The sequence below is a fragment of the Sphingomonas radiodurans genome (assembly GCF_020866845.1).
Classification (GTDB): Bacteria; Pseudomonadota; Alphaproteobacteria; order Sphingomonadales; family Sphingomonadaceae; genus Sphingomonas; species Sphingomonas radiodurans.
Genome location: NZ_CP086594.1, coordinates 1,326,961 through 1,347,950, shown reverse-complemented (window position 1 = coordinate 1,347,950; position 20,990 = coordinate 1,326,961). Strand labels below are relative to the sequence as shown.

16 protein-coding genes and 1 tRNA gene are annotated in these 20,990 nt (G+C 66.7%); 3 read left to right on the top strand and 14 right to left on the bottom strand.

Annotated features, from left to right (window positions below; all coding sequences use genetic code 11):
* The 4 genes from LLW23_RS06500 to LLW23_RS06485 all read right to left on the bottom strand — a co-directional run bounded on the left by LLW23_RS06500 (position 1) and on the right by LLW23_RS06485 (position 5,655).
* The gene (locus tag LLW23_RS06500; protein WP_228947948.1) at positions 1-2,265 is read right to left on the bottom strand and encodes a CaiB/BaiF CoA-transferase family protein; all 2,265 of its coding nucleotides are present in this window, start codon (positions 2,263-2,265) and stop codon (positions 1-3) included.
* Positions 2,262-3,674: a phosphotransferase family protein gene (locus LLW23_RS06495; RefSeq protein ID WP_228947947.1), complete on the bottom strand. Its 1,413-nt coding sequence runs from the start codon at positions 3,672-3,674 to the stop codon at positions 2,262-2,264. The genes LLW23_RS06500 and LLW23_RS06495 overlap by 4 nt, the downstream gene beginning before the upstream one ends.
* Positions 3,671-4,783, bottom strand: a complete 1,113-nt coding sequence (locus tag LLW23_RS06490; RefSeq protein WP_228947946.1) for a hypothetical protein — start codon at positions 4,781-4,783, stop codon at positions 3,671-3,673. The genes LLW23_RS06495 and LLW23_RS06490 overlap by 4 nt, the downstream gene beginning before the upstream one ends.
* Positions 4,784-5,046: 263 nt before the next feature.
* Positions 5,047-5,655: an NADPH-dependent FMN reductase gene (locus LLW23_RS06485; protein ID WP_228947945.1), complete on the bottom strand. Its 609-nt coding sequence runs from the start codon at positions 5,653-5,655 to the stop codon at positions 5,047-5,049.
* A 60-nt stretch (positions 5,656-5,715) separates the two neighbouring features.
* On the opposite strand from LLW23_RS06485, the gene LLW23_RS06480 reads away from it, so the two are divergent.
* Entirely contained in the window at positions 5,716-7,842 is a 2,127-nt protein-coding gene (locus LLW23_RS06480) for a transglycosylase domain-containing protein (RefSeq protein ID WP_228947944.1), read from the top strand.
* Positions 7,843-7,861: 19 nt separating this feature from the next.
* Here LLW23_RS06480 and LLW23_RS06475 read toward each other — a convergent pair whose 3' ends face one another.
* From LLW23_RS06475 to LLW23_RS06440, 8 genes are all read right to left on the bottom strand, one after another.
* The gene (locus LLW23_RS06475; protein WP_228947943.1) at positions 7,862-8,197 is read right to left on the bottom strand and encodes a VOC family protein; all 336 of its coding nucleotides are present in this window, start codon (positions 8,195-8,197) and stop codon (positions 7,862-7,864) included.
* Positions 8,198-8,248: 51 nt separating this feature from the next.
* Positions 8,249-12,730 carry a glutamate synthase large subunit gene (gltB, locus tag LLW23_RS06470; RefSeq protein WP_228948493.1) on the bottom strand — a complete coding sequence of 1,494 codons (4,482 nt, stop codon included), beginning with the start codon at positions 12,728-12,730 and terminating at the stop codon, positions 8,249-8,251.
* Positions 12,731-12,833: 103 nt separating this feature from the next.
* Complete coding sequence (locus LLW23_RS06465) at positions 12,834-13,484, bottom strand: hypothetical protein (RefSeq protein ID WP_228947942.1); 651 nt, start codon at positions 13,482-13,484, stop codon at positions 12,834-12,836.
* A 91-nt stretch (positions 13,485-13,575) separates the two neighbouring features.
* Entirely contained in the window at positions 13,576-14,046 is a 471-nt protein-coding gene (locus LLW23_RS06460; protein WP_228947941.1) for a hypothetical protein, read from the bottom strand.
* A complete protein-coding gene (locus tag LLW23_RS06455; protein ID WP_228947940.1) occupies positions 14,043-14,345 on the bottom strand; it encodes a nucleotidyltransferase domain-containing protein in 303 nt (100 codons plus the stop codon). Before LLW23_RS06455 ends, LLW23_RS06460 begins: the two co-directional genes overlap by 4 nt.
* Positions 14,342-15,784 (bottom strand): NAD(P)-dependent oxidoreductase, encoded by a 1,443-nt coding sequence (locus LLW23_RS06450; protein WP_228947939.1) that lies wholly within the window; start codon positions 15,782-15,784, stop codon positions 14,342-14,344. The genes LLW23_RS06455 and LLW23_RS06450 overlap by 4 nt, the downstream gene beginning before the upstream one ends.
* 134 nt (positions 15,785-15,918) lie before the next feature.
* Positions 15,919-16,719: an undecaprenyl-diphosphate phosphatase gene (locus LLW23_RS06445; RefSeq protein ID WP_228947938.1), complete on the bottom strand. Its 801-nt coding sequence runs from the start codon at positions 16,717-16,719 to the stop codon at positions 15,919-15,921.
* A gap of 46 nt (positions 16,720-16,765) precedes the next feature.
* Entirely contained in the window at positions 16,766-17,692 is a 927-nt protein-coding gene (locus LLW23_RS06440; RefSeq protein WP_228947937.1) for a complex I NDUFA9 subunit family protein, read from the bottom strand.
* 110 nt (positions 17,693-17,802) lie between these two features.
* Here LLW23_RS06440 and LLW23_RS06435 point away from each other — a divergent pair.
* Positions 17,803-17,889: transfer RNA gene (locus tag LLW23_RS06435), tRNA-Leu, on the top strand.
* 164 nt (positions 17,890-18,053) lie between these two features.
* On the top strand, positions 18,054-19,274 hold the full coding sequence (locus LLW23_RS06430) for a tyrosine-type recombinase/integrase (protein ID WP_228947936.1): 1,221 nt from the start codon (positions 18,054-18,056) through the stop codon (positions 19,272-19,274).
* A 12-nt stretch (positions 19,275-19,286) separates the two neighbouring features.
* On the opposite strand, the gene LLW23_RS06425 is transcribed toward LLW23_RS06430, so the two are convergent.
* Positions 19,287-19,442 (bottom strand): helix-turn-helix domain-containing protein, encoded by a 156-nt coding sequence (locus LLW23_RS06425; protein ID WP_333473796.1) that lies wholly within the window; start codon positions 19,440-19,442, stop codon positions 19,287-19,289.
* 554 nt (positions 19,443-19,996) lie between these two features.
* Positions 19,997-20,896: an HNH endonuclease gene (locus LLW23_RS06420; RefSeq protein WP_228947934.1), complete on the bottom strand. Its 900-nt coding sequence runs from the start codon at positions 20,894-20,896 to the stop codon at positions 19,997-19,999.
* Positions 20,897-20,990 lie beyond the last annotated feature (94 nt).

Here is a 20,990-nt window from a genome sequence, read left to right as displayed (position 1 = left end):
CTAGGCAGCTTGTTCGATGATCTTGTCGGTTAGGAGCGGGGCTATCTGGTCGTCGGTGAGGCCGAGCCAGTCCTTCAGCACCGCGACGCTGTCCTCGCCGATGCGCGGTGCCGGGCGCTGGTCGGGTGGCGGTACGCGGGTGAAGCGGGTGAGCTTTGCTTCGACCTGAAACGGTGCTTCGAGGAGCGGGTGGGTTACCTCGCAGAAGGTGCCAAGCGCCTGATAACCGGGCAGATCGGGTAGATCGACGACGCGGACCATCATGCCGGCGGGTATGCCGGCGCCTTGGAGCTGTTCCATCGCGTCTTGTGGCGAGCGATCGCGTGCCCAGCTTTCGGCATCGTCACCCACGAGCGACACTAGCGCGGTGCGATCGGCGTCGTTGCGTAGCGTGACGACGCACCATTCGTCTTCGCCGGCGCAGGAGAGGAGCAGGTTTTCGGCCTGATCTCCGCTGGTTGCGTCGCCGGCCGCGCGGGCGGCGATGGCGGCGGCCTGGTGGCCTAGCATGACTTCGGCCTGGCTGATGCTGATGCTGCCGCCGCGGGCGGTGCGCATGCTGCGGATCAGCAAGGCGAGCGCGCCGACGGTGCCGATGCGGCCGGCGACGTGATCGGGATAGACCGTCGTCCCGTCAGAAAAGCTTTCTGAATCATCGGGATAGACCCATTGCTTGCTGAGCCCGGCGGAAGCTCGGACCAGTGGGCCGTAGCCCAAACGGCTGGACCAGGGGCCGGTGGGGCCGAAGGCGGAGCTGTCGACGGTGATCAGGCGGGGGTTGGCGGCCGTTAGGGAAGCCGCATCGAAGCCCAAGGCATCGAGCGTGCCGGGCTTGAAGTTCGACAAAAGCACATCGGCCTGGCGCACGAGATCGAGGAATATCTCCTTGCCGCGCAATGACTTGAGATCGATCGACAGGCCGCGTTTGTTGCGGTGGCCGGCGGCGAAGGTGAGGCTGACGGGATCGTTGTTGCGGGATTGGCGCTGGCCATCGGGGAAGGCGGCGTTCTCGACCTTGATGACGTCCGCGCCGAGATCGGCGAGCAGCCGGCCACTCTCGCCGCCGACGACGATGATGCCGAGATCGAGGACGCGAACGCCTTCGAGGGGGGCAGAAACCGGGGATTCTTGGGGGCAATCGAACCGTGACGATACAAAAGCGTCACCGGGATTCCGCGATTGGACGGTTTGCAAAGCGAATTCGCGGGGGCCGGCGCGCCCCCCATCGATTTCCATCGTGCCGTTGGGGAAGGGCCGCGAGACCCCCGGCGCGATCTCGATCGGGACGAAGGCGTTGCGCGCGATCATCTGCGGCGTCGCGACCGCTTCGTCGATGTCGTTGAGGCCGGCAGCGGGGATGCCGCGTCGCGCGGCTTCTTCCTCGATCTGGCTGCGCGTCTTGTCGGCGAAGAAGCGCGTGATCGCGGGGAGCAAGTCGGGCGACTTGTAGCGGACCATGAGGTTCGCCCATTCGGGACCGGCGAACTCGGCGGGCTCGCCGAGCCAGGCGAACATGCTGCGCCATTGCCGCGGCGCTAGGACGCACAGCCGGACGAAGCCGTCGGCGCAGGGGAGGATGGGGTAGCGGAAGCGTTCGTCGGTGCGGCCGCGCGGCTGCTTCCAGCTCGGCACGCCCGATTGTGCGCTGCCGTTCAGCCCGAAGCCGGGATCGAGCGCCTGCATCGCGGCTTCGAGCAGCGACATGTCGAGCCGGTCGCCTTCGCCGGTACGCAGGCGACGGATATATGCGCCGAGCGTCGCGACCGCGACCTGCGCCCAGGCGGTTTCCAGCGCGAGATTGCCGGGGGGAAGGAGCGGCGGTCGGCCGGGAAGGCCTGAGCGCGAGAGGTTGCCGGTCAGCGCGTGCAGCACGGCGTCACTCGCCTGCCAATCGCGCCACGGCCCGATGCTGCCGAAATCGCGGATCGAGACGTGGATCAGCTGCGGCGCTGCGGCCAGCAGGGCGTCGTGATCGAGCCCGGCGAGACCGGCTTCGAGGAAGATGTCGGCTTCCGCCGCCAGCGCGAGGAGGCGATCGTGATCGTGTGGGAGATCGATCGTCGCGACGCGCTTGCCGAGGTTGGCGGCGACGAAAGAGAGACTGACGCCCGCGACGGTCGGCCCGGTCCGCCGATCCGCGCCGCCGTCGCTTGGCTCGATCCGGATGACCTCCGCGCCCAGCTCACCGAACAGCCGCCCGACCGCGCCGAGCGTCCCCGGGACGGCATCGAGGACGCGGACGCCGGTGAGCGGGAGATCGATCATAGCGGCCAGGCGAGCTCGCGCCGCGCGGCGCTTTCGCGGTAGAAATCGAGCAGCGCGCTATCGTCGCCGCCGTGCTCGGCGAGTTGATCGTGGTGCGCGATCAGCGCGGTGGCGAGCGTCGCCCAGGCGGTGTCGAGCGCAGCGAGCGTCATGCCCTCGCCGATTGCCGGCGCGTCCGAGCCGAGCAGGCGGCGCATGTCGGCAATGTCGGCGTGGCGCCAAGCGGCGGCCTTTTCGGCCTCCTGCGCGCCGAGCAGCGCGAGCAGCGCCGCGACGGTCAGCGTCGAGCCGGCGAATACGTCGACCGCGCCCATCTTCTCGCCCGCGCCCGCGGCGGCGATGCCCGCGCCGAGCAGCACTTGCGCGAGATCGCTGGTCGGCATCGCTGGGACCGGATCGAACGTCTTGCCGACCAATTGCGCGGCGATGATCGCGTCCTGCCGGCGCGCGGTGTACCAGCCCGATACCGCCAGGACGACGTCCTGCCGCCCGCCGTCGACGAACTCGCGAAACGCCGACAGCCAGATCGCGATGCCCTTCACCGAGGCGAACAGCGACCACCAGCGCATCGCGACGGGATCGACGGTGAGGCCGCTCGCACGCTCCCAGATGGCAATCGCCTCGGCGCGCGGGACCATGCCGCTGGCCGAGCCGGGGACGAAATGATCCCAGATCGGATCGAGCGCCCAGCCGAGATCCTCGAGCGGATCGCCGAGGTGCGCCATTTCCCAATCGAACATCGCGCGCATGCCGCCCGAACCGTCGTGCATGACGTTGCCCGAGCGATAATCGCCGTGGACGATCGCAACGCGCTGCGCCGGTGGTGGCGGATTGGTGCGCAGCCAGCGGATCGCGGCGCGCGCGATCGGCTGCGGCAGCAGCGCATCCTCCTCGATCACGCCGGCCCAGTAATCGAGCGCGACGCGCCAGCATTCGTCGGGCGCGGGCGCCGGCGAATGGTTCGCGAGCGGCGATCCGGCGGGGTCGTGCGCCGCCAAGCGCCCGAGCGCGCCGAAGAACGCCTCGCCGATGGCGGCGCCATGCGCGCCGAACGGATCTCGCGCGAAGCTGCCCGCGACTTCGCCGCCCTCGACGCGCTCCATGATGAAGAACGGGCGGCCGAGCTCGGCACCGTCGGGCTCGAGCGCGATGGCGCGCGGCACCGGCACGACGCCTGCGGCGCTTTGGTAGGCACGAAACTCGGTGGCGCTTTCGGTGTCGATTAGGCCCTTGGCGGGCTCGCGGCGGAGGATGAGCTGGTGCGTCTCGTCACCAGCTATCGCGTCGAAGCGATAGGTTTCGCGGCTCGCGCCGCCGGGGATGCGCGCGAGGCCCTCGACGCGCACCGGCTGCTGCCAGACGCGGGTGAGATAGGCCTCGATCTCGAACGGGGTCAGCGCGCTGGTCATGCCGGGTCGAGCATCCCTTTGAAGCCCGATGGGGCGTGCGGGCCGATGACGAGCTGTTCGAGCACGCCCTTGCCGTGGCGGACCTTGCCGTCCGGACCGGTCATGGTGACGGTCGACACCGCCTGGACGTGGAGGTGGTGCGGCTGCATCACGTCGAGCTCGGCGGGCACGAAATCCTCGCGCTCGATCGTCTCGCCGTCGCCCTGGTGGCGGCCGTGGCCCCATTTGGGATGGCCGTAGCCGAGCCCGAGCATCATGAAGTTCGGGCCGATGTCGAACTCGACCTTCGTTTCGCCGGTCGAGTCGGTCAGCGTGACGCTGGCGTTCTGCGCGTGGCGCGAGCCCTGTTTCCAGTGAATCGTGCTGTCGGCGGTGTCGTAATGATGCTCGTCTTCGATCCCGCCGCCGAGCGGCCGCCATGCGGCGCGGCGATTCCACGGGCGGCCGTGTTCGTCGTCGTTGGTGTGATAATAGAAGTCGCCGTCCTCCATCGCCGTGGGGCTCCACAGCCAGTAGAATTGCGCCATCATCGGTGGGCTGGCGGGCTGCGCATCGGGGGCGCCGATCGGGCGCACGCCCCATGAGCGATCGCGCGTGCCGAGCCAGTTGGCGACTTCGGTGCGGACGCCGTCGACCTCGATCCAGCCCTGCCACGTGCCGTTCTGCGTGAGGCGCGTGACGTCCATCAGGATGCGCGGGCCGTTGCGGCGGGTGAAGCGCGGCTCTTCGAGCGGGAAGGCGCGGCCGACGTACGTCAGCTCGGCGCGGATGCCGTGATCGGGGGCGTCGACGCTGAGCTTCACCGATTTCAGCGGTTCAAGCACTTCGACCTTGATGCCGCCGACGAAAGTATCCATCCGCTCCATGCCGAGCCCGCGGCTCGCGTGGAGGTTGATCTGCTTGCCGTCCTTCAGCCAGCAGAACGATGCGTCGATGATGTTGATGTGCGGGTAGATGCCCATCGCGGCGGCGAAGAAGCCGTCTTCGTCGGCGCCGGGGGCGTAGCCGTTGAAGAAGAAGCGATCGTAGAAATTGCGGTCGGTGCCGGAATAGGCGACCGGCTCCGCCGTTTGATGGATCGGGTATTCGTCGCCTTTGGTCAGCACCATGCCTGCTCTCCGAATGATCGCCGATCGGTGCCGGCTCGGGGTGCGGGTTGGACCAGCGGCGGCGGGGCTGTCAACGGGGGGATAACAGAAGTTACGTTGCGTGGTGTGTCGGAGGAGAGGGAAGGACAGCGCGCCTCGCGAAACGGCGCCTTCTTACTCCCCTCCCGCTCGCGGGAGGGGCTGGGGGAGGGCTTGTCCGCGAGCGTAGGTCTGCATGGAGGCTGACATCCCCTCCCCTAACCCTCCCGCAAGCGGGAGGGGGATTATGTGTCCGCCAGCCCTGCCAGCGGCGCGAATCGGGCGACTTGTTTGCCGATCAGGCGGAGTTGCTCGACCACGGCAGGGTCGTTCGCGCCGCCTTCGTCGTCGAACTTCGTCAGCTGGCTGTTGATCGTCGCGGCGAAGGGTGTCGGCCAGCCGCGCAGCGCGTGGACGATCGAGCGCAAGGCGGCGATGGTCGAGCCGGTCGCTTGCCAGCCGTAGGCGGTGGCGATCAGGCCGACGGGCATGTCGGCGAGATACGGGCGATCGGCGTCACGCGCGGTTTCCTCGAGCAGGTCGAGCGCGTTCTTCACCACGCCCGAGATGCTGCCGTGATAGCCGGGCGAGGCGATGATGAGCGCGGAGGCGGCGCGCACGGTGGTGACGAATTCCTGCTCCTCGGGCGTGCGCGTCACCGCCTTGGGATCGTAGAGCGGGAGCTTCGCCATGTCGTCGCCGCCGAACATGCGCGTGCGGAAGCCCTGTTCGCAGGCAGCATCGAGCGCGATGCGCAGCGCGCGTTCGGTGGAGGAGGGGCCGCCGATCGTGCCGCCGATGCCGACGACCAGCGGGCGTCGATCCGATTGAGGTGCTTCCGCTAAGCCATTCATGTCCCTATTCCCTCGCACGATGCGCATCCTTGCGGCAACTGTCTTAGTGAAGTAATACGGATGGCCGACCGCCGGAACGACGATATGCGCCCAGATCCCTTCGAGCAGCGCCCCTACGACGCGGGGCGTGTGCGGTACAATCATTCGGCGGGCGAACAACCCCAGGCGATGCCCGATTTCGCTGCCTGGCGCGACGATGGCGCCAATGGCGGCGATCTGCCACCGCCGGGCGAGCCGATCCGCACGCGCCGGCGCGGGATTCCGCTGCGCTGGATCACGCGCGCGATCGGCGCGATGCTGATCCTGCTGGTGATTGCGATCGCGTGGCTGGCGATCACTGCGCCGCTTTCGCAATCGCTAAAACCCCCGACGCCGCCGTCGATCACGCTGACCGCGACCGATGGCACGCCGATCGCTCGGCGCGGGGCGATCATCGCCGCGCCGGTGGTCGCGTCCGAACTGCCCAAGCACGTTACCGAGGCGTTCCTGGCGATCGAGGACCGGCAATTCTATTCGCACTGGGGCATTTCGCCACGTGGCATCGCGCGCGCGGCCTGGGCGAACGTCGGCTCGGGCGGGGTGCGGCAGGGCGGCAGCACGATCACGCAGCAGCTCGCCAAGAACGCCTTCCTCGATTCGGATCGCACCGCGGCGCGCAAGCTGCGCGAGGCGATGATCGCCTTCTGGCTGGAGGCGTGGCTGACGAAGGACGAGATCCTCTCGCGTTATCTGTCGAACGTGTATTTCGGCGACAACGTCTATGGTCTGCGCGCAGCGTCGAAACATTATTTCGGGCGCGAGCCGGAGAAGATGAACATCGGGCAGGCGGCGATGCTGGCCGGGCTGGTGAAGGCGCCGTCGCGGCTGGCGCCGACGGGCAACCTAGAGGGTGCGCGCAAGCGGCAGGCGGTGGTGGTCGCGGCGATGGTCGATGCCGGCTTCCTGACCAAGGGGGAAGGCGAGGACGTGCAGCCGCAGCGCGTGCTGGCGCGGCGCGCGCGCGGCCTGCCGACGGGCACGTATTTCGCCGACTGGGTGCTGCCCAGCGCGCGCGACCAGGCAGGCGAGATCCAGACCGAGGCAAGCGTGCGCACGACGCTCGACCGCGACTTGCAGCGCACCGCCGAGCGCGTGATCCGCCAGGCCGGGCTGCGCCAGGCGCAGGCGGCGATCGTGGCGATGAAGCGCGACGGCGAAGTCGTGGCGATGGTCGGCGGGCGCGATTATGCCAAGAGCCCGTTCAATCGCGCGACGCAGGCGCGGCGGCAGCCGGGATCGACGTTCAAGCTGTTCGTCTATCTCGCGGCGCTGCGCGCCGGGCTGACGCCCGAGACGATGGTCGATGATTCGCGCGTCGAGATCGCCGGGTGGAAGCCCAAGAACGACGACAATCGCTACCTCGGCGAAATCACCATGCGGCGCGCGTTCCAGCGTTCGTCGAACGTGGTGGCGGCGCGGCTGACGCAGCAGGTGGGCGTGCGCAACGTGATCCGCGCGGCGCGCGACATGGGGATCACGACGCCGATCGCGAACGAGGCCACCATCGGGCTCGGCACGTCCGAAGTGTCGCTGCTGGAGCTGACCGCGGCGTTCGCGGGCGTGGCCGACGGGCGCTATCCGGTGCAGCCGCACGGGCTGAGGAACGTCGAAGACAAGAAATGGTATCAGGCGCTGACCGACGGGCAAAAGAAGCTGCCCAGCCGCATTCACGACGACATGCTGACGCTGCTCGCGGCGTCGATTCGCGGCACGGGGCGCGCGGCGGCGCTGTCGGTGGACGCTTATGGCAAGACGGGAACGTCGCAATCGGGGCGCGATGCGTGGTTCATCGGCTTTGCGGGCGACCTGGTGGTGGGCGTGTGGATCGGCAACGACGACAATACGCCCAACCCCGGGCTGCACGGCGGCGGCATCCCGGCGCAGATCTGGCGCAACTTCATGGTGAGCGCGCTCGACCTGGCGCCGGTGGTGAAGGCGCCGGTGGTGGAGGATGTCGATCCCGAGGCGGGGATCATGGGCGTGATCGAGAACGAGGTCGCGCCGATCGCGGGGCGGCTGGAAGGGCTTGGGATGGAGCTGGAGATGGGGCCGGACGGGTCGATCTCGCTTGCGCCGCGGCGCGAGGAGGCGCCGGTGCGGCGGCGGCGCGAGGAGCCGCTGCCGGAGGAATTGTTCGAGCCGCAGTGAGAGCGGGCTGTAGCCGCGGTCAGTCCGTCTGCATGATCGCCAGCTCGAGCCCGTTGGGATCGAGGAAGTGAAAGCGTCGGCCGCCCGGGAATGCGAAGATCGGCTTGCTGATGCTCCCCCCGGCCGCCTCGACGGCGGTTAGGGCGGCGTCGATGTCGTCCACCAGCACCACCGGCAGTGGCGCGGTTGGCGCTTCGCTCATGTCCCCCTGCAGCCCGAGGTCGACGGTGCCCGTCATGGTGCATGAATAGCTGGGCCCGAAGTCGGTCAGCTCCCACCCGAACACGGATGAGTAGAAACTCCGCGCCGCGCCGAGGTCGCGCGCAGGAAGCTCGACGAAGTTGATGCGTGCCATGGCTATTCTCCTATGCTCGCTTGCCTTCGGTTCAGCTGGAAGGCCGGGGCGCTACTCCGCGGCTTCCAGCGCCAGGGCGTCGTCGAGCGGGTGGGGGAGGCGGGTCAGCATTTCGCGGGGGACGATTTGCCAGAAACGGCCGGCGGTCTGGTCCCAATCCTCGAGGATGCTGCGCGACCATTTGGAGTCGGTCGCTTCGGCGTGGCGTGCGATCAGGCTCTTCAGCTCGCCGGCCCAGTGCGCCGAGGCGAGGCGTTGCCACGTGATGCTCTCGGCGTTGACGCGACGGGCGAAGGTGTCGTCGTGGTCGTAGACGAAGGCCATGCCGCCCGTCATGCCGGCGCCGAAGTTCTGCCCGACCGCGCCGAGCACGACGGCGACGCCGCCGGTCATATATTCGCAGCCGTTCGCGCCGCAGCCTTCGACGACGACCGTCGCGCCCGAGTTGCGCACCGCGAAGCGCTCGCCGGCCTGGCCTGCGGCGAACAGCGCGCCCGAGGTCGCGCCGTAGAGCACGGTGTTGCCGACGATCGTGTTTTCCTGGCTTGCCAGCGGTGACGACACTGCCGGGCGCACGACGATGACGCCGCCCGAGAGGCCCTTGCCGACATAATCGTTGGCGTCGCCGAACACTTCGAGCGTGATGCCCTTGCACAGGAACGCGCCGAGGCTTTGCCCGGCCGAACCGCGCAGCCGGATCGTGACGTGATCGTCGTTGAGCGCGCTCATCCCGAACAGGCGGGTGATCTCGCTCGACAGCCGCGTGCCGACCGCGCGGTGCGTGTTGCGGACCGAATAAGTGAGCTGCATCTTTTCGCGGCGCGTGAAGACCGCGGCGGCATCCTTGATGATCTGCGCATCGAGGCTGTCGGGCACTTCGTTGCGGAAGGTGGTGAGCGAGAAGCGGCGCTCGGCGTCGGTCGCGTCGACCTTGGCGAGGATCGGGTTCAAGTCGAGATCGTCGAGATGCTCGGCGCCGCGGCTGACCTGGCGGAGCAATTCGGTGCGGCCGATGATCTCGTCGAGGCTGCGCACGCCCAACCGCGCGAGGATGTCGCGGACTTCCTCGGCGATGAAGGTCATCAGGTTGATGACCTTTTCCGGCGTGCCGACGAACTTGTCGCGCAGCCGCGGATCCTGCGTGCAGACGCCGACCGGGCAGGTGTTCGAATGGCACTGGCGCACCATGATGCAGCCCATTGCAACGAGGCTGAGCGTGCCGATGCCGAACTCCTCGGCGCCGAGGATGGCGGCGATGACGATGTCGCGACCCACGCGAAGCCCGCCGTCGGTGCGCAGCTTGATGCGGCCGCGCAGCCCGTTGAGCGTGAGCACCTGGTTGACTTCGGAGAGGCCCATTTCCCACGGCGTGCCGGCGTATTTGATGCTGGTCTGCGGGGAGGCGCCGGTGCCGCCGACGTTGCCCGAGACGAGGATCACGTCGGCATGCGCCTTCGCGACGCCGGCGGCAACGGTGCCGATGCCGGCGGAGGAGACGAGCTTCACGCAGACGCGCGCGCGCGGGTTGATCTGCTTCAGATCGTAGATGAGCTGCGCGAGATCCTCGATCGAATAGATGTCGTGATGCGGCGGCGGCGAAATGAGCGTGACGCCGGGGGTGGCGTGACGCAGCTTGGCGATGAATTCGGTGACCTTGAAGCCGGGCAACTGCCCGCCCTCGCCGGGCTTGGCGCCCTGCGCGACCTTGATCTCGATCTCCTCGCAGGCGTTGAGATATTCGGCGGTGACGCCGAAGCGGCCGCTCGCGATCTGCTTGATCGACGAATTGGCGTTGTCGCCATTGGCATAGGGTTGATAGCGGTTCTTGTCCTCGCCGCCTTCGCCCGACACCGCCTTCGCGCCGATGCGGTTCATCGCGATGGCGAGCGTCTCGTGCGCCTCGGGGGAGAGCGCGCCGAGGCTCATGCCCGGGGTGATGAAGCGCTTGCGGATCTCGGTGATCGCCTCGACTTGATCGACCGGCACGCCTTCCGACGGGAAGTTGAACTGGAACAGATCGCGCAGATAGATCGGCGGCAAATCGCCGACGCCGCGCGAGAATTGCAGGTACGTCGAATAGCTGTCGGTCGACACCGACGTCTGCAGCAAGTGCATCAGCTGCGCCGAATAGGCATGCGCCTCGCCAGTGTGGCGCTGGCGATAGAAGCCGCCGATCGGCAGGTTCACGACCGCTTCGTCATAGGCCGCGTCGTGGCGGTCGGTCGCGTTGACGTGAAGCGAGGCATAGCCCTCGCCCGAGATCTTGGCGGGCATGCCCGGGAAGAAATCGTTGACGAGCGAGCGTGAGAGCCCGACCGCCTCGAAATTGTAGCCGCCGCGATAGCTGGAGATCACCGCGATCCCCATCTTCGACATGATCTTGAGCAGGCCCTCTTCCACCGCCTTGCGATGCCGCTTGAGGCATTCGTCGAGCGTGAGATCGCCGAACAGGCCACGTGCCTGGCGATCGGCGATCGCGGCCTCGGCGAGATAGGCGTTCACGGTCGTGGCGCCAACGCCGATCAGCACCGCATAATAATGCGTGTCGAGGCATTCGGCGGTGCGCATGTTGATCGAGGCGTAGGAGCGCAGGCCACGGCGCACGAGATGCGTGTGGACCGCGGCGGCGGCGAGGACGCCGGCGATGGCGACGCGCTCGGGGCCGATATGCTCGTCGGTCAGGAACAATTCGCTCTTGCCCTGGCGGACGGCCTGTTCGGCCTCGTTGCGGATGCGCTGGATCGCGGCGCGCAACTTCTCGGGGCCGCCGTTCGCCTCGAACGTGCAGTCGATCTCGGCGGCGGCGCGGCCGAAATAGCCCTTCAGCCGCGCCCAGTGCGACGAGGTGAGGACGGGGGAATCGAGCACCAGCACGCGCTCGCGGCTGTCCTCGGTATCGAGGATATTGGCCAGATTGCCGAAGCGCGTCTTGAGCGACATCACATAGCGTTCGCGCAAGCTGTCGATCGGCGGGTTCGTCACCTGGCTGAAGTTCTGGCGGAAGAACTGGCTGATGATGCGCGGCTTGTCCGAAATGACGGCGAGCGGCGTATCGTCGCCCATCGAGCCGATCGCTTCCTTGGCCGTTTCGACCATCGGCGACAGGATCAGCTCCATGTCTTCGAGCGTCTGCCCGGCGGCGACCTGGCGGCGCGCGAGCTCGGCGCGGTCGTAGCGCGGCACGCCGCTGGCAGGCGCAGGGGGGAGATCGTCGATCGTCGCGAAATTGCCGATCATGCCGGCGTAATCGGCCTCGGCGGCGATCCGGTCCTTGATCGCGCGATCGTGGTAGAGCTTCCCCTCGACCATATCGACCGCGATCATCTGCCCCGGCCCGAGCCGGCCCTTGGCGATGATGGTCGATTCAGGAACGACGACCATGCCGCTCTCAGAACCGACGATCAGCAGGCCGTCGATGGTTTGCGTGTAGCGCAGCGGGCGCAGCGCGTTGCGATCCATGCCCGCGACCGCCCAGCGGCCGTCGGTCATCGCGAGCGCGGCGGGGCCGTCCCACGGCTCCATCACCGAGGCGAGATACTGGTACATCGCGAGATGCGCGGGCGGCATGTCGTCGGCGATGTCGCTTTGCCATGCCTCGGGGACGAGCATCAGCTTGGCGGTCGGCGCGTCGCGGCCGGAGCGGCAGATCGCCTCGAACGTCGCATCGAGCGCCGCGGTGTCCGACGCGCCGGCGGGGATCACCGGCTTGATGTCCTCCGAATGCTCGCCGAACGCGATCGAGGCCATGCGGATCTCGTGGCTGAGCATCCAATTCTTGTTGCCGCGGATCGTGTTGATCTCGCCGTTGTGCGCGAGGCAGCGGAACGGCTGCGCCAGCCACCATTGCGGGAAGGTGTTGGTGGAATAGCGCTGGTGGAAGATCGCGACGCGGCTTTCGAAGCGCTTGTCGGTCAAATCGGGGTAGAAGACCGACAGGCTCTCGGCGAGGAACAGCCCCTTGTAGATGATCGAGCGGCACGACAGCGAGCAGATGTAGAAACCCTGAATCTGCGCGGCGATCACGCGCTTCTCGATCCGGCGGCGGACGAGATAGAGATTCTTCTCGAACTCGGCGGCGTCGACCGCGTCGGGCATCGGCCCGGCGATCATGATCTGCTCGATCTCGGGGCGCGTGGCCTGCGCCTTCTGGCCGATCACCGACACGTTCACCGGCACCTGGCGCCAGCCGTAGATCGTGTAGCCGGCGTCGATGATCGCGCTTTCGACGATCGTGCGGCAGGTTTCCTGCGCGCCAAGATCGGTGCGCGGCAGGAAGACCATGCCGACCGCGAGCCGGTTCGGCAGCACCTTATGCCCGCCGAGCGCGATCGCATCGTCGAAGAAGCGCACCGGCAGATCGACGTGGAGCCCGGCGCCGTCGCCGGTCTTGCCATCGGCATCGACCGCGCCGCGGTGCCACACCGCCTTGAGCGCATCGATCGCGGATTGCACAACGCGGCGCGACGGCTTGCCATCGGTGGCGGCGACCATACCGACGCCGCACGCATCGCCCTCGAAGTCGGGGCGGTACATGCCCTCACGGGCAAGGCGTTCGCGCTCGCTCACGTTGGTCACATCTGATCTCCGGTATTCGTGGATGGAGGGGCAGGGCAGAATCGAGTGAGGACGAGCCGGATCATGGCGTCGTCCGCGCGATATTGGCGCTGAGGATTTGGGGAAGCCGGGGCTTCATTTCGGCGACGAGCTCGTCCGACCATTCTGATAACGGCGGATCGAGCACGTCATTCAAGCTTGCGAGTGTTCGCAGCGCCCCCGACGTCGCGAACTGGGCATCGGCCGTGCGATCCAGCGGTGATGTATCGCTGGCGTAGCTGGACGTATAACGCGTCCAATATTCGAGAAGATCGGTTTCATCGTCCTTACCCCAGGCAGCAAGGAACCGAGTTCCCGCCGAACTCTTCAGATAGGCCGCGATGGTCGCTAGTTCGTCGGGCTTTGCCGATGTGCGTACGAGAGCGTCCAGTTTCGGGCGGACGATCGGATAACGCTGCCGGACCGTCTCGCGAAACAGAACCAGCAGATCGTCTTCGACGTGGGCCCGAAACCCAGGGTGACGATCCTCCAACGCCTTGAACTTGGGCTGCCCGTCAAGCGATCTTGCCAGCCCTTTGACCATGCCGTCCACGATCAATGCCTCGCCCGAGATCGCATCAACAATCGTGGCGACGTCGGCTGATTGATCTTTGGTCTCCTGCGCACGAGCGATGGACGCGGGCATCATGGCCGCGAACAGGCAGAGCAGCGCGGTGCGCAGCCAACGTGTCACGCCGTCATGCCGACGCCGCACGCATCGCCCTCGAAGTCGGGGCGGTACATGCCGTGGGTGGCGAGATATTCGCGTTGGTCAGCGTGATGGATCATGACAAAAGACCTTTGTCAGCGAGCCGCGCTCGCAGAAATTGATAGGCTGAAATAAGGCCCGAAGCGGCAGCCCAGGTCGCGTTGACGCGCTCGACCTGCTCATCTTCGTCGATCGGATATTCATGGACGAGACGGTTGCGGAGTTCTGCGGCGACGATCCAATCGTCGGCGTCGTCAAAGACACCGAACTTCTCGAGCTGGTTTGCCTGATCGCGCCGCGTCATCGCGCGCACGTCTTCCAGCTCCCAATCAAGGTACGCGCGAAACAGCCGGCCCAGCATGTCTTGCAGTTGCTCGTAACGCTTGAGCAGCGCGACACTGGCTATCCGTTCGACCAGGGGCAATCGCGCAAGATCGTCGCCGGCAAATGGCAGTACCGGCGCAAGAATCGGGCGAACGTCGTCGAAGCCCAGCACAATGCGGTCGCAACGCGCCACTGCAATGCGGATCAGATCCTCGGTATTCACGTGATCGGCACCGATCCGGGTGCAACGACACGGGCAAAGCTGGAGGCCGGCTGTCCGCGCTCGACGAGCACGACGTCCACCTTCTGCTCGTCGATGTGGCGAAAAAGTACGTCCCGGAACGCACCAACGCGCTCCCACTCCGTTTCAGTGGCGGGGTCTGCTTCGATCAGCAGATCAATGTCGCCGCCGCGCAACTGGTCATCGACGCGACTGCCGAACAGCCGCACGGTCGCCGTCGGGCCGAACACTTCGCGTGCGGCTGTCTTGATGGCGTCGATGTCTCGCGGCTTCAGCCTCACGCCGCCACCTTCACCCCGGTGCCAACCTTCGCCTTGAGATACTTGTGCATCGACGTCGCGACGTCGCGGCCGTCGCGGATCGCCCATACCACGAGCGATGCGCCGCGCACGATGTCGCCCGCGGCGAAGACGCCGTCGAGGCTGGTCATCAGCGTCTTGTTGTCGACCAGCACGGTGCCCCAGCGCGTGACGCCGAGTTCGGGGGCGTCCCACAGATGCGGCAGTTCCTCGGCGTCGAAGCCAAGCGCCTTGATCACCATGTCAGCGGGCATGTCGACCGGGCCGCCGGGATCGACCTCGGGCGCGCGGCGGCCGCTCGCGTCGGGGGTGCCGAGCCGCATGCGGTTCGCGCGGACGCCGGTGACGGGATCGCCCAAGAAGGAATGCGGGGCGGAGAGCCAGACGAATTCGGCGCCTTCCTCCTCGGCGTGCGCGACTTCGCGCTGGCTGCCGGGCATGTTGGCGCGGTCGCGGCGGTAGAGGCAGCGGACCGACGTCGCGCCCTGGCGCAGCGCGGTGCGCACGCAATCCATCGCGGTATCGCCGCCGCCGATCACGATGACGTTCTTGCCCTCGGCATCGAGGCTGCCGTCGTCGAACGCGGGCACGGCGTCACCGAAGCCCTTGCGGTTCGAGGCCGTCAGATAATCGAGCGCCTCGATCACGCCGCCGGCGTCGCCGCCCGGCACGTGGATCGCGCGCGCCTTGTACACGCCGGTCGCGATCAGCAGCGCATCGTGGCGCTTGCGCAGATCGGCGAGGCTCGCATCGTCGCCGACCGCGAAGCCCTCGTGGAAGACGATGTCGCCGGCCTTCAACCGATCGACGCGGCGCGTGACGACGTGCTTTTCGAGCTTGAAGCCGGGGATGCCGTAGGTGAGCAGCCCGCCGGCGCGATCGTGGCGATCGTAGACGTGAACCTCATAGCCGTTCCGGCGCAGATATTCCGCCGCGGACAGCCCGGCCGGGCCGGCGCCGATCACGCCGACCGATTGCCCGCGCGGCGGGCCGGGGACGAGCGGCTCGATCCAGCCCTGCTCCCAGGCGGTGTCGGTGATGAATTTCTCGACCGAGCCGATCGTGACTGCGCCGTGGCCGGTGAATTCGATCACGCAATTGCCTTCGCACAGCCGATCCTGCGGGCAGATGCGGCCACAAATCTCGGGCATGGTCGAGGTGGCGTTGGACAGTTCATATGCCTCGCGCAGCCGGCCCTCGGCGGTGAGGCGGAGCCAATCGGGGATGTGATTGTGGAGCGGGCAATGGACGGTGCAATAGGGCACGCCGCACTGCGAGCAGCGCCCGGCCTGTTCCTCGGCGCGAGGCACGGCGTAGCGATCGGCGATCTCGCGGAAGTCCTCGGCACGTGCTTCCGCAGCACGCTTGTCCGGGTAGGACTGCGGCGTCTCGACGAATCGTAACATGGTGTCAGCAGCCATTGAGCCCTCCGATTTGGCAGGTCTCACACCATGGCGATCACATCAAGTCAGCGGTCCTTACCTAAAATATAGGAAACCGTTTCGGATGCGATCGATCCTCACAAATCAAGTTGGCAAAAAGTACCGAACCGGACCTACCGTGTGTAGAGGAACACTAGAGCCAGCGCGCCAGCAACGATCCGGTACCAGGCGAACGGCGCAAACCCGTGTCGCGTCACGATCGCGAGGAAGCCCTTCACCACCGCGAGCGCGACAACGAACGAGACCAGCGCGCCGACCGCGATCAGTTGCAGATCGCCGCCGGTCACCGCATCACGATGCTTGACGAGCTGCAGCACGGTCGCCCCGCTCAGCGTCGGCAGCGCGAGGAAGAAGGAGAATTCCGCCGCCGTACGCCGATCGATGCCGAGCGCCATCGCGCCCATGATCGTCGCGCCCGAGCGGCTGACCCCGGGGATCATCGCGAGGCACTGGACGAGGCCGATCTTCACCGACTGGCTGGTCGATACGCCCGAAATGCCGCCGACATCCTGCGTCTTGGCCAGCCGCTCGACGACCAGGATCCCGACGCCGCCGACGATCAGCGCCCAGGCGACCACCACCGCATTCTCAAGCAGCGCCTCGATCTGATCGTTGAAGGCCAGGCCAAGCGCCACTGCGGGGACGAAGGCGATCAGCAGGTTGCGGACGAACGCGATCGACTTCGGCTCGCGCTTCAACAGCCCCGACCCAACCGCCATGAACGTGCGCCAGTACAGCACGACGATCGCCAGGATCGCGCCCGGCTGAATCGCGATGTTGAACACCGCCCAGCGCTGCGGATCATAGCCCATCAGCTCGGTGGCGAGGACGAGATGGCCGGTCGACGATACGGGCAGGAACTCGGTCACGCCTTCGACGATGCCGAGCAGGATCGCGATCAGGAGATCGGACATAGTGGCCTTTCAGCTCGGCCGCCCTCGGCGCCGGCACGGGTTGATCTCAGGCGGCGCGCGGGCTGGCGAAGCGGCCGAGCCGCTGATACCGCACGAGCCAGCCCGGCGCGACCGCGGCGAGCGGCGTCGGCGTGATCCCCAGCGCGGCGAGGCCGTGTGCGCTTTCGCCGACCACCGTGTCGCTCTGCAGCAGTTTCCACTGATCGCGCGAGATCGGCGCGCCCGGCAATGCGGCGAGCAGGCTGCCCGCGGCATCGGGCAGCGGCACGAAGGCCGGCTTGCGCCCGATCGCGCGCGCGATCCATTGCTGCAGCTCGAGCATCGTCAGCACGTCCGGCCCGCCGAGCTCGAACGTGCGCCCGCCGAACTGCGCGGGGTCGCGCAGCGCTGCGACGATCGCCGCGCTCACGTCACCCGCGAACACCGGCTGGAACCGCGCGCCCGGCTTCAGCACGGGCACCACCGGCAGCTTCGCGATCATGCCGGCGAACATGTTCACGAACTGGTCCTCGCGGCCAAACACGGTCGAGGGGCGCATGATGGTTGCTTGCGGGAAGGCCTCGCGCACTGCGGCCTCGCCCGCGCCCTTGGTCTGGCCATAGCGCGAGGGCGCCTGCGGATCGGCGCCGATCGCCGAGACGTGGACGAACGCCGACACGCCTGCTGCACGGGCCGCCTCGGCGAGCGCGCGCGGGCCGGCGACATGGATGCGATCGAGATCGCCGGTGAAGCTGCCGACGAGGTTCACGACCGCGTCCGCGCCGGCGATGGCGCGCGCAAACGTGTCGGGCCGGGTGATGTCGGCCGCGACGAACTGCGTCTGCCCCAGCCCGCCGAGCGGCTTCAAGAACCACGCCTCGCGCGGATCGCGCTGCGCGATGCGCACCCGCGCACCTGTTTCGAGCAACGCCTGCGCGACGTAGCGGCCGAGAAAACCGCCACCGCCAACCAGCGTGACCAGCCTGTCCTTCATGTGCAGCTCCGCGGAAAATCGCCCCGGCCCTAGCCGCGGCAGACCGCTGTTGACAAGGCCGCCACCCCCGCCCTAGAGGCCCGCCCCTACCCGAGCTTGAAGCTCCCCGTGCCCAGATGGCGGAATTGGTAGACGCACCAGCTTCAGGTGCTGGCGCTCGCAAGGGCGTGGAGGTTCGAGTCCTCTTCTGGGCACCATTTGTTCTTCCGCCGGCGTCCGCCGGCTTCCAAAATGCCCCGGAAAACCGGCAGTTTAGCAGACTGTCGGTCCGCTGGCGTCCGCCGGCGGGTCTGGGTTTCCGAGAACAAATCGGGTATGATCAGGGTATCAAAAATCGCATGCCCTGAAGCGAGATACCCCCATGCCTCTATCTGCATTGGCCGTGTCCAAAGCCCAAGTCCGCGACAAAGCGTACAAGCTCAACGACGCTGACGGCCTCTACCTCCTGGTGACGCCGCAGGGTGGCCGCTACTGGCGGCTGAACTACCGCCTGAGCGGGCGCTACAAGACGCTGGCTCTCGGCGTGTACCCGAAGGTCAGCCTTGCCGACGCGCGGGCCGCTCGCGACAAAGCGCGACGCGCGCTGGCCGCTGGGGAGGACCCGTTCGCGCGTAAGAAGCGAGACAAGCTGATCGCCTCGCTTTCGTCCGCCACCACGTTCAAGGACATCGCTGAGGAGTGGTTGGCGAAGGTCGAGAAGGAGGGGCGCGCGGAGATCACGCTCGGTAAGATCAGGTGGCTCCTCGACTTCGCTTATCCGCTGATCGGTGACCGTCCGATTGCTAACATTCTGCCGCTGGAACTGCTGGCCGTCCTCCGCAGCGTCGAGGGCCGCGGACGTTATGAGAGCGCCCGCCGACTGCGGAGCGTCTGCGGCCGGGTGTTCCGGTACGCCATCGCCACCGGACGCGCACATCACGACATCTCGTCAGCGCTGCGCGACGCTCTAATCACCCCCAAGGTGACCCACCGCGCTGCGATCACGGACCCGGTTGAGGTCGGCGTGCTCCTCCGCGCGATCGACGATTTCACCGGCCATGCGACCACACGCGCAGGCCTCAAGCTCGCGGCGCACCTGTTTGTGCGACCCGGCGAACTGCGCCATGCCGAGTGGTCAGAGATCGACCTGGACGCCGCCGTTTGGACGATCCCGGCTAACAAGATGAAGATGCGCCGGCCGCATCGTGTGCCTCTTTCCATCCAGGCACTCGGCATCTTATCGGACCTGCGCGGCATCACCGGCTCGGGCCAGTATGTGTTCCCCAGCTTCTACACCATGCGGCGTCCGATGTCCGAGAACACGCTCAATCAGGCGCTGCGTCGGCTCGGCTACACGGGCGAGGAAATGACTTCGCATGGCTTCCGCGCGATGGCGAGCACGCTGCTCAATGAAACGGGGAAGTGGCACCCCGACGCGATCGAACGCCAGCTCGCGCACGTCGAGGGCAACAATGTCCGCCGCGCCTATGCACGCGGCGAACATTGGGACGAGCGGGTCCGGATGATGCAGTCATGGTCGGACCAGCTCGACCAGTTGCGGTCGAGCGGAAAGGTGCTGAAAGGAGCATTCGGCAGACGCTGAGCGCGACGCCAATCACCGCCGCGCCCTGTCGATCAGCTGCCTGAGACTGGCGACGGTGATCAGCGTGCAGGTGCCGATCTTTGCCGTCTCGATGTCGCCCGATGCGATCAACTCGTAGAGCTTGGACCGCCCGATACCAGTCAGCCGCGTGGCCTCAGGTATGCGCACCGCGATGGGTTCGATTGGCGTTGGGAGCTGTCCGCGCTCCTGCTCGGACGCAGCTCTGGACCGGACTATATGCTTGTTCATTACACGCTTCCAATGTTCGGGGAGCGTGGCAGGCACTACGCAAGGCAAAGCAGAACATAGACAGAACAGGACCGGGCCGCAAGGTTGCTCGATCAGAAGGGAACTCGCGCTTTCAAGCGCTATGGTCAGGCGGCGTCGCCGTCGGTCCCAGCTGCAGGAATTCGGGCCGAACGACAAATGGCTCCTCCGCTTAGAGCTCTAGAAACAAACACTTAGCGTAAATGGTCATCAATGATGGTCGTGGTGGTCATTGACCATGACTCACGAATTTGGTGGTCAGCACCAAGTCTTTGTCTTTGCTGTCTAAATTTGCGGTGCGCCGCGTAAGGTGTGCATGCAATTCCCCCCTGTCGAGCCGTTCCTGCGACGTGTTCAAGTGCGTCTGGCTCGTCGTTCCTCAGCCGCTTACCGGGGGAGCTGCGCAGCCGGCCAACGCTTTCCCCGTAGGCGGAGAACGGGCCGAAAGGCAGCCTTCAACGCTTGAAACAATGCTCCCGGTGCCACGCAAGAAAGTGCGGATGCGGGCGATCCAGCGGCCTTCCTGGTGGCAAGGCCCTGCCGGTCTTGTTGATCATGCCGCGCACGCTCTCGGGGTCGTTCGCCTGCCTTGAAACCAGGATCTCGAGGTCATCCGAAAGGCTGATCAGCCCACGATCAAACATCCAATGAACCGTGCCCGAGAGCGCCAGTCCGTTGGTGACGATGTCCGGACCATTCGCCTCGACCGGGCGGATGTGTGCGGCCTCCGCCTCGGCCCGACCGCCACCGTTGATGATCCTGAGACCAGTGATCACGCACCGCTCGCCGTAGGCGCGCAGGACGACCTTGCGGAACACGCGATCGCGGAAGATACGCGACGTGTAAGCAGATATCCTCTGGCGTTCCTGCTCGAACAGGAAGGGCGCTCGCTCCTCCTGCAAGGTGGATGGACCAGCCGCTTCATCGGTCCGCGGCAACAGCGCCTCATCATCGCCCAGGCCCAGATCGATGATGCGGTTGAAGTCCCTCGGTGAGATCGGCCGCACGGCGGATTGCGCCCGGCCGGAGATGCGCTGCTGCTCGTTCAACAGTCCCCGTTCAACTAACCCTTTAGCGCCGCTGAACGGCACTGGACTCGCGAACTCGAGGTAGCTGCCAGGCTCGATCACGGCGATGAACATGGCTCCCACGGCGGGGTCTGGGATGATCTCCTGCACCCGTGCGACCGCAAAATAACCGCGGGTCTCCTTCACCTTGACTGGCTCATAATAGAGTACCCAGTCGCCGACGCATGCCTGGGCACGTCCAAGATACTGTGCCGGGCACTGGTAGCGCTCCGCCGGACTGTCATCGTAGATCGAATCGGTCCGGTGAACGAATACGCCAAGCGTCATATGAGAGCCCCTCGATGCCGAGCTAGCCGTATCGCAGCTTGCCCGGAAGTGGGCAGCATCGTGTGGGTATTTCAGGTCGCTAGCGTTGCAGCAT

Excerpts from the sequence above, each read along its gene's own strand:
- LLW23_RS06500 (WP_228947948.1), bottom strand. The coding sequence starts at position 2,265 with ATGATCGATCTCCCGCTCACCGGCGTCCGCGTCCTCGATGCCGTCCCG.
- LLW23_RS06495 (WP_228947947.1), bottom strand. The coding sequence starts at position 3,674 with ATGACCAGCGCGCTGACCCCGTTCGAGATCGAGGCCTATCTCACCCGC.
- LLW23_RS06490 (WP_228947946.1), bottom strand. The coding sequence starts at position 4,783 with ATGGTGCTGACCAAAGGCGACGAATACCCGATCCATCAAACGGCGGAG.
- LLW23_RS06485 (WP_228947945.1), bottom strand. The coding sequence starts at position 5,655 with ATGAATGGCTTAGCGGAAGCACCTCAATCGGATCGACGCCCGCTGGTC.
- LLW23_RS06480 (WP_228947944.1), top strand. The coding sequence starts at position 5,716 with ATGGCCGACCGCCGGAACGACGATATGCGCCCAGATCCCTTCGAGCAG.
- LLW23_RS06475 (WP_228947943.1), bottom strand. The coding sequence starts at position 8,197 with ATGGCACGCATCAACTTCGTCGAGCTTCCTGCGCGCGACCTCGGCGCG.
- gltB (WP_228948493.1), bottom strand. The coding sequence starts at position 12,730 with ATGTACCGCCCCGACTTCGAGGGCGATGCGTGCGGCGTCGGTATGGTC.
- LLW23_RS06450 (WP_228947939.1), bottom strand. The coding sequence starts at position 15,784 with ATGGCTGCTGACACCATGTTACGATTCGTCGAGACGCCGCAGTCCTAC.
- LLW23_RS06445 (WP_228947938.1), bottom strand. The coding sequence starts at position 16,719 with ATGTCCGATCTCCTGATCGCGATCCTGCTCGGCATCGTCGAAGGCGTG.
- LLW23_RS06440 (WP_228947937.1), bottom strand. The coding sequence starts at position 17,692 with ATGAAGGACAGGCTGGTCACGCTGGTTGGCGGTGGCGGTTTTCTCGGC.
- LLW23_RS06430 (WP_228947936.1), top strand. The coding sequence starts at position 18,054 with ATGCCTCTATCTGCATTGGCCGTGTCCAAAGCCCAAGTCCGCGACAAA.
- LLW23_RS06420 (WP_228947934.1), bottom strand. The coding sequence starts at position 20,896 with ATGACGCTTGGCGTATTCGTTCACCGGACCGATTCGATCTACGATGAC.